The organism is Cupriavidus sp. SIMBA_020 (assembly GCF_046535395.1).
In the GTDB taxonomy this organism is placed as follows: domain Bacteria; phylum Pseudomonadota; class Gammaproteobacteria; order Burkholderiales; family Burkholderiaceae; genus Cupriavidus; species Cupriavidus campinensis.
Genome location: NZ_JAWRWU010000023.1, coordinates 51149 through 59381, shown reverse-complemented (window position 1 = coordinate 59381; position 8233 = coordinate 51149). Strand labels below are relative to the sequence as shown.

At 62.3% G+C, this 8233-nt stretch carries 7 protein-coding genes; all 7 read right to left on the bottom strand.

The window, feature by feature from the left end; translation table 11 throughout:
* A partial coding sequence (locus SB751_RS27335) for a phospholipase effector Tle1 domain-containing protein (protein ID WP_410748751.1) occupies positions 1-608 on the bottom strand: 608 nt, incomplete at its 3' end.
* Positions 609-610: 2 nt separating this feature from the next.
* Complete coding sequence (locus SB751_RS27330; RefSeq protein WP_246119050.1) at positions 611-1123, bottom strand: DUF3304 domain-containing protein; 513 nt, start codon at positions 1121-1123, stop codon at positions 611-613.
* The gene (locus SB751_RS27325) at positions 1120-1677 is read right to left on the bottom strand and encodes a DUF3304 domain-containing protein (protein WP_144203205.1); all 558 of its coding nucleotides are present in this window, start codon (positions 1675-1677) and stop codon (positions 1120-1122) included. The genes SB751_RS27330 and SB751_RS27325 overlap by 4 nt, the downstream gene beginning before the upstream one ends.
* A gap of 6 nt (positions 1678-1683) precedes the next feature.
* Positions 1684-3030, bottom strand: coding sequence for a DUF4123 domain-containing protein (locus SB751_RS27320; protein WP_313818783.1), 1347 nt, complete (start codon positions 3028-3030; stop codon positions 1684-1686).
* Positions 3031-3058: 28 nt separating this feature from the next.
* Positions 3059-5407 carry a type VI secretion system Vgr family protein gene (locus tag SB751_RS27315; protein ID WP_410748750.1) on the bottom strand — a complete coding sequence of 783 codons (2349 nt, stop codon included), beginning with the start codon at positions 5405-5407 and terminating at the stop codon, positions 3059-3061.
* A gap of 246 nt (positions 5408-5653) precedes the next feature.
* Positions 5654-7462: an aspartate--tRNA ligase gene (aspS, locus tag SB751_RS27310; RefSeq protein ID WP_144203196.1), complete on the bottom strand. Its 1809-nt coding sequence runs from the start codon at positions 7460-7462 to the stop codon at positions 5654-5656.
* Between the two features lie 48 nt (positions 7463-7510).
* Positions 7511-8227 carry a DUF502 domain-containing protein gene (locus SB751_RS27305; protein ID WP_144203193.1) on the bottom strand — a complete coding sequence of 239 codons (717 nt, stop codon included), beginning with the start codon at positions 8225-8227 and terminating at the stop codon, positions 7511-7513.
* Between the last annotated feature and the right edge of the window lie 6 nt (positions 8228-8233).

Sequence of the window (8233 nt, the reverse complement as noted above, 5' to 3'; positions counted from 1 at the left end):
TGCCCCGGCAGCCCGACGGACTCGACGGTATCGAACAGACCCAGAAACCGGATATGCAGCGGCGCGGCTTCACCATCGACTGCTGTGCGGCAAGGCCAGAAGGGCGCGCCATGCCGCATCTCGCATTGTGTCAACAGCCGGTGTACAAAGGCACGCGCAAGCGCCGCGCCGCGGGAGAAGCCAAATACGGCGATATCGATGCGGGTGACTTTGTGGTTGGCTTTCAATCTATCTCGAAGATCTGCCTCGGCCAACGCTAATCGCGCATCTGCGCCCAATCCGGCTCCCCCGCCCAATGTCTCGCTGTCGCGAATCCATTCCCACCAGCTTGGATTACTGGCATCTAGCGGTGTGCCAACGCCTGGGTAGTAAAACCTCCAGATCAGCGGTCGTTCCTCGTCGTGTCCCGCATAGAGCCGTGCGATGTTGGACAACTTCTTCGCCGGTTCGTCCAACTTAAGGTTGTTTCCTGTGCCATCAAAAAAAAAGCTGAACCACGGCTTCTGCTCGCAGGTCGAGCAGGTCGTGAACGCTTCGTCGTGCAGCATCGTGGCGGTCTTGAGCGCCCGATGGAAAGTATCGTGGCTATCGGTGAACCAGTCTTGCATCGTTATTCTCCCTTTTGGCGCATTACGCGCGGGCCAACAAAGAAAATTCTGTCCATCCGCGGATTTCCGGGGCCTAGATCGCCGTCCCCAGAAAGCAATTCCGTCTCGATCTCATGATTGGGGAAGAATCGGACCACTAGATAGCTCTGCAGCTTGTAGCCCGGCTTCGGCATCGTCCCTTTCACGACGACATCCCGGCTGTAGGTTTTCCACATGGACTTGTCGTCCTGACGTCCGCCCACTCGCCATACGACCTTGATCGTCTGACCGACACCCGGCATCCGCGAACAGCATATGCTTCCACTGGTTCCCCCTCTGGAGAATTCCTTAACCTGTATACCGCCCACTCCGGTGTCCTTGCCTGAGACCGTCTGAATCCAGTAGTCGTAGATATAGTCCTCGGTGTAGTTCGCGGCCCACGCCCCCGCCCTGACATCTCTTCCCGACTGGCCCATCGCGCACCCACCGAGCGTGACCAGCACCATCACAATCAGCCCGCATGCAATCCGTCTCATTGCTTCATCCCCCGTTCCGAGGGTGAAGCGAGTTGGTCCAGGACCGGCCATAGCAACGGATCGATACGTTTGCTCGCGCGGCCGGCCTTCAGCTCCTCGTCGGAGATGTACTCAGCCTGAATGGTGGCCGCGGGAAAATCATTCATGAACCGGAGGATGAGGTGCGAGAACTGATTGGGGTCGGCTGGTGCCTGCCCGGTCAGCACAGCCGTTCGCTTGATGTGCTGGTGTTCCCCCATGGTTGGGCTCTTCCAGTAAATCGTTATTGGCGCGCCCGGCTTCGGTAATTCGTAGCAGCACCTTGCTGGCCCTACCCCGCCCGACTCGCGCGCGCGGACGGGTCCCGCAAGCCCGACACGCTCTTTGGCGCCGGTGTCAATGAGCACGGCTGAAACCTCGAAGTCCGTATAGTTGACCATCAGGACGCCGACCTTCTTCAACGAACCGGCTTCAACGTGTTTGGCAGGCTCTGTCGAAACACTACCGGACGCACACGCGCCAAGAAGCAGCGCAATGGATGACAGCGATATCGTTTTCATGATGATGTGTGGCATGCTGAATTACTCTCCTTTTATTGCGCTGCCCGGCTTCGGGTCTTCAGCGTGCAGCGTGATGGAGACCCCTCGACCGGGTCCAAATTTGACGATTGCCAGACCGGTGTCCCTGGCCTTGGGAAGTTCACCTGTCACCTCGACTTCAACAGCACATTCCCAATTGGCATAGTGTGCGATCCATCTGACAGTGGCCTGCGCTCCCGGCAATGGCATCGCTACGGCGGGGACGTCCATCTCGACGGGCGCGTGCATGGTCCCTTGCAGTTCGCCGCACAGTGAGGACACCTGGCTGACGCCGCCGCATTCAAAGTGCAGGCAAATATCGCGTTGTCGATACTGGTTGCAATTCAGCACCCGCACGCGTATCTGCACGCAACCCTGCTTGCGCAGCTTTTCCTGATGCGCCTGGGTTGCCAGCTCCCCCGCACGCCTCATGGCAATTTCGCGTGCCGCTGGCCAAACGCCTTCATCCAGCGCGGCGTACGCATCGATCAGGGCGCGCTTTGTCTTGCGAAACGGGGTCAGTACTTCCTGCAGCGCGGGATGTTCGTCGTAGGCCGCGCCGTAACGCAGCCCGTAGGCGGCATACACGCCGAGGTCGACCTTTTCGGCGATGCCATACGACATGGCCTTCTCGACCAGCGAAGTGACGCGCTGCAGCTGCTCACTGGCACGGCTCCCATTCAGTTGCGAGGGATCGAATTTTTGTAGCCAGGCGAGCACCTGGGCAGGTGCGCCGGCTCGATCGAGGGCGCTCACTACGTCCTTCGGTACGGGAAAGGCGTCCCATGCCGGCGGCAAAGGCAGATTTTCGCCAGCAAGCTCGACCAGTTCTCCGCGCGGATCGCGGCACCACCACGCGAAGACCGGCCCGAACATGTAGCGGCGTGTCGCCTCAGGCAACGCGCCATGCAGCACAGGCAGGTAAACCGTTTGATGGAAGAAGAACCATGCGTCCACATCGTCCGGCCCGAGCCGTGCGTGGAGCAAGGTTTGCAGATGCCCGATGAGGGCCGCGGCGGGATGTATCGTCCATATCCACGACACGGTTCGGCAATCGTCCACGCTCAGGTTGTTGAGCGAGTGGTACAGGGTGCGGGACGCCACACCGTCCGGCTCTGGGCAGGCAAGCAGGAAGGGCCCGGTTTCCGTGAGGTCATCCAGTCCGGTATCGCTATACAGCGCAAGACGGGTTACCCGTTTCAGGGCGTCCGATAGCCGGAGCTGATCCCGATGGCTGACCGTGGAGGTATCGATCAGGGCGTAAAGCCGCGCCTGAGGATGCGCGGCCTTCAGGTTGGTGTACTGGGCGCGGAACCGCGCCAGCCATGCGTTACGAGCTTCAAGTGGCATGAAAATCTGTCGTCGTGGCGCCCGAGGGCTAGAAGCGTGCAAACGGCATGCCGGTGCGGGCGGCATCCAGGGCGCATGCCGTTGCCGCCGGCTTCGGCAGCACAGGCAGATCGGCGGGGATGCTGGCCGGTCCCTGGCGAACGTGTGCGGCGGCCTTTGAGATGCGGTCGCCCCGTGTCGCGTCCTCAATGCCCGTGCAGGTCAGGCGCAGATAGGACCCTCCGCACTTGAACAGCAGTTCGTCTTTCGCCTCGATGACGACGCGCCCGTTCGAACTGGTAATGGTGGCGTCCTTCTCGGAAGCCATCTGGATGGCCCCGCTTTGCGCCTGTATCTGCACGTCTCCACGCACGGCAAACAACTTGACGCCCATTCGGTACGCGAGCAGCGACAGCACTTCTCCGGCCACGATGGCGACATTCCGCACTGCATTGACGTTGAATCGGCTGGACGTCGTGACGCTCACATCCTTGCCCGCCGCCACCATCACGCGGTCAGGCGTGGCCAGGCCGATACCGTTAGGCGCGGACAGCGCGATAACCGCTCGCTTGAGATCCGCCAGTTCATCCTTCAGCCACTGGTTCTCGGCTTTCATGTCCGCCACTTCCGCCTGGGCGGCCCGCGCAACCTGCGCCAACTCCTGGGCCTGCGCCTGCGTCAATTGGAACTGGTCCATCGCAGGCGTCATGTCGTTCTGCTTGCCCAGCGCCTTCTTCTGCATGTCCGCCGACACGAACAAGCCGCCGCCTGCGCGCACCGCGCCTTGCGCGTCGGTACGCAACTCGAATCCCTCGCCACGCCGCTTCCACTTGCCGTCGACCATATGGCCAAGCGTCAGCTGGGTCTTGCCGGAGTGTTCGGTGGACAGTTTGATATGTTCCTGCCCCTCCCAATCCTCGAGTTCGATCTTGTTGTCGCGCTGCGTGCGGATGACGTTGCGTGACAGCCATCGGTCCTGGTTGGTAATCAGGTCGGGCTGGCAGCTGTTGTGGTGGACATGGGCGATGTACGGCTTGTTCGGATTTCCGTCCCGGAACGCGATGGCGGCCTCTGTGCCATCGATCAACGGGAAATGGAAGCCTGTCTGGAACGCGCCGGCGAACGGCTTCGCCAGGCGCAGCGGCACGCATTCTCCACCGCCTGGCCATGTCTCGAAGTCGAACTCGAAGCGAACTGTGTAATAGCCCTGTGGCGTCAGGTAAGCATACGGATACTTGCTTGGCGACGTGATACGGGCGCTCAGCGTGCCCGGTATCTTCGGCCAGTTGGCTTCATCGAGCGGCAGCCGGAAGCGGCGGTCCGAGGGGATCGATTTGAAGGAATTGCGATAGGCCGCATCGCGTGCGCCGCTATGAATGACCTCGATGATGACCTGCCCGTGTGGTGCGTCGGGCAGGTCCTTATCCATCCTGAGGATGCGCGCCGGACGCAGCGCCAGCACGCTGCTTTCGCCTTCATAGACCACCTGGCCGGCAACCTCCGCTTCATGACGCAGCTGCGCCTCCCATTTCGCGCCCGCCATGTCCAGATGATGCGTGCCGAAGACGTAGGGCCGGCCGTAGGTGGTCTTGTCACTGCGCGCGACGTTCGCTTCGCCCTGGATAGGCTCCCACGCCAGATCGGGGTTGTAGTCGGCCACCAGAAACGATTCGGCAACGGCTTTCGCGTGTGTGCGAAGGCCATGAACGGCCTCCACACCGGATTCCAGCCCCGCCGTCTCGCGATAAGGCACATGCAGTTGAGGCTTGTAGATGTAATGGTCAATGTCGTCGCCGAACACCAGAAATTCGCCGAACTCTCCCGGGATGAAATAGCTATAGATCCCTTCCTGCTCCATCAACAGCCGAATGTATGCCCAATCGGACATCTGGTACTGGAAACGGAACTTGTGCTGCGGATACTTGCGCAGGAGCTTGAAAGCGAACTGATGGCCGAGCAGGCCATGGCGTCGCAGGATGGCCTCGATAGTTTCCGGCGCGGTCTTGTGCTGATAGATGCGGGTCGCGCGCGTGAGGCGCAAGCGGGCTACGAGCGGCTCCAGGTCTATCTCATACCCGTGGAAGTCCCGCGTCTCGGCCGTCTTGGTGAATCGTGTGATGCAGCCCGCAAACGTGCGGGGTTCCGTCCCGTCCCCGGGATCGATCACGAACGTGGCCGGCTTCCCAACGTAATCGGCGCGGCCCTGCTCCAGCGGGTGGGTCAGTGCGACCGTCACCACATACGGCTCACCAAGCCGCTCCACCGCCTTGAAGGACACCACGGAAAGCGCAGCGGCGCTCAGGGCGCCAGGCACTTCCAGACGATAGGCCTGCCGGCCCGTTTCCCCCTTGCGCAGGGCGCTGCCATCAGACGTCCTTCCTTTGCTCAAATCCGCCACGGTTCCTTGCTCCGTTCTCAAGCCATGCACAGCGTGGTTGCGCTGCGCGGCGCACATTACGCCGTTTTACCTGGGCTGCGAACCTCAATGGCATTGCAATCCACTGCAACATTGAGCGAAGTCAATAGAACCGTGCCACTCGGCCAACCTTTGTGCGCACACCACACGTGACTGGCTCGGGCCCAAAAGAAAAAGGGCGCCCAGCCGGGCGCCCCTTCATCGGTCTTACTAACGGTCAGACAATACTCAAACCGTAGTCTTGGCCTCCTGCGCCCGCAGGCGAATATGCAGCTCCCGCAGTTGCTTCTCGTCCACCGCCGACGGGGCCTGCGTCAGCAGATCCTGTGCACGCTGGGTCTTCGGGAAGGCAATCACGTCGCGAATCGAATCCGCGCCGGCCATCATCGTCACGATGCGGTCGAGGCCGAAGGCCAGGCCGCCGTGCGGCGGCGCGCCGTATTGCAGCGCGTCCAGCAGGTAGCCGAACTTGGACCGTGCCTCTTCCTCGCCGATCTTCAGTGCGCGGAACACCTTGCTTTGCACGTCCTCGCGGTAGATACGGACCGAACCGCCGCCCATTTCCCAGCCGTTCAGCACCATGTCGTACGCCTTGGCGATGCACTTGCCCGGATCGGTTTCCAGGTACTGCAGGTGCTCGTCCTTCGGGCTCGTGAACGGGTGGTGCATGGCCACCCAGCGCGCGTCTTCCTCGTCGTACTCGAACATCGGGAAGTCGATCACCCACAGCGGCTTCCACACGTCCTCGAACAGGCCGCTCGACTTGCCGAACTCGGAATGGCCGATCTTCAGGCGCAGGCCGCCAATGGCGTCGTTCACCACCTTGGCCTTGTCGGCGCCGAAGAAGATGATGTCGCCGTCCTGGGCGCCGGTGCGCTTCAGGATCTCGGCAATCGCGGCGTCATGCAGGTTCTTGACGATCGGCGATTGCAGGCCGTCGCGGCCCTTGGCCACTTCGTTGACCTTGATCCAGGCCAGGCCCTTGGCGCCGTAGATGCCCACGAACTGGGTGTAGGCGTCGATTTCGCCACGCGAGATCGAACCGCCGCCCGGCACGCGCAGGCCCACCACGCGACCGTTGTCGCTGTTGGCCGGGCCCGAGAACACCTTGAAATCGACGTCCTTCATCACGTCGGTCAGCTCGGTGAATTCCAGCTTCACGCGCAGGTCCGGCTTGTCCGAGCCGAAGCGGGCCATGGCCTCGCGGAACTCCATCACCGGGAACTTGGCGTCCAGGTCCACATTGATAGCGTTCTTGAACACGGTGCGCATCATGTCCTCGAACAGGTCGCGGATCTCCTGCTCGGTGAGGAACGACGTCTCGCAGTCGATCTGCGTGAATTCGGGCTGGCGGTCAGCGCGCAGGTCCTCGTCGCGGAAGCACTTGGTGATCTGGTAGTAGCGGTCGAAGCCCGAGACCATCAGCATCTGCTTGAAGATCTGCGGCGACTGCGGCAGCGCGAAGAAGTGGCCCGGGTTCGTGCGCGACGGCACCAGGTAGTCGCGCGCGCCTTCCGGCGTGCTCTTGCCCAGCATCGGCGTCTCGATGTCGATGAAGCCCTGCGCATCCAGGTACTTGCGCACTTCCATGGCCACCTTGTAGCGCAGGCGCAGGTTGTACTGCATCTGCGGGCGGCGCAGGTCCAGCACGCGGTGCGTCAGGCGGGTGGTTTCCGACAGGTTGTCGTCGTCCAGCTGGAACGGGGGCGTGACCGACGGGTTCAGCACGGTCAGCTCATGGCACAGCACCTCGATCTTGCCCGAGGTCAGGTTGGCGTTCTCCGTGCCGGCCGGGCGCGGACGCACCTTGCCAGTGATGCGGATGCAGAACTCGTTGCGGATCTCTTCGGCGGCCTTGAACATCTCCGGGCGATCCGGATCGCAAACCACCTGCACCAGGCCCTCGCGGTCTCGCAGATCGACGAAGATCACGCCGCCGTGGTCACGCCGGCGCTGTACCCAGCCGGTCAGGGCCACTTCCTGGCCGATCAGTTGTTCGGTCACCAGACCGCAGTAGTGAGTACGCATGGAGGACATAGGAGAAATTCCCGGTAATGCGCGGCCGCGAGGCGGCCCGCGCGCAATTCAATGAGTAGGGTTCGAGTCGGCGACCGCAACCGCCGCTTCGGCGGTGTCCGCGGCCTCGGCCGCATCCGCCGAGCGGCCCGGCGTGCCGGGCTTGCGGGGCAGCTCCGTCGGCGCCACTACGCCCATCGAGACGATGTACTTGAGCGCGGCGTCGACGGTCATGTCGAGTTCGATGGTGTCGGCCTTGGGCATCATCAGGAAGAAGCCCGAGGTCGGATTCGGCGTGGTCGGCACGTAGACGCTTACGTATTCGCCCTGGAGGTGATTCTGCACGTCTCCGCCGGGCCGGCCGGTCAGAAACGCGATGGTCCACGACCCCTCGCGCGGATACTGCACCAGCAGCGCCTTGCGGAACGCGTTGCCGGACGACGACAGCAGCGTGTCCGAGACCTGCTTCACGCTGGTGTAGATGGGGCCCACCACGGGAATGCGGCCGAGCAGCATTTCCCACCAGCGCACCAGCCGTTGGCCGATGAAGTTGTGCGCCAGCACGCCCACCAGCAGGATGAACAGCAGCGTCAGGATGGCGCCAAGACCTGGAATGCGGCGCCCGAACAGGTTCTCGGGCTGCCACGCCACCGGCAGCAGGGCCATGCTCTGGTCCATCGTGCCGATGATCAAATTGAGCACCCACAGCGTGATGCCGAGCGGCACCAGCACGAGCAGCCCGGTCAGGAACCAGGTCTTGAGGGCGGAGGTTTTCTTGGCAACCACGGTTTT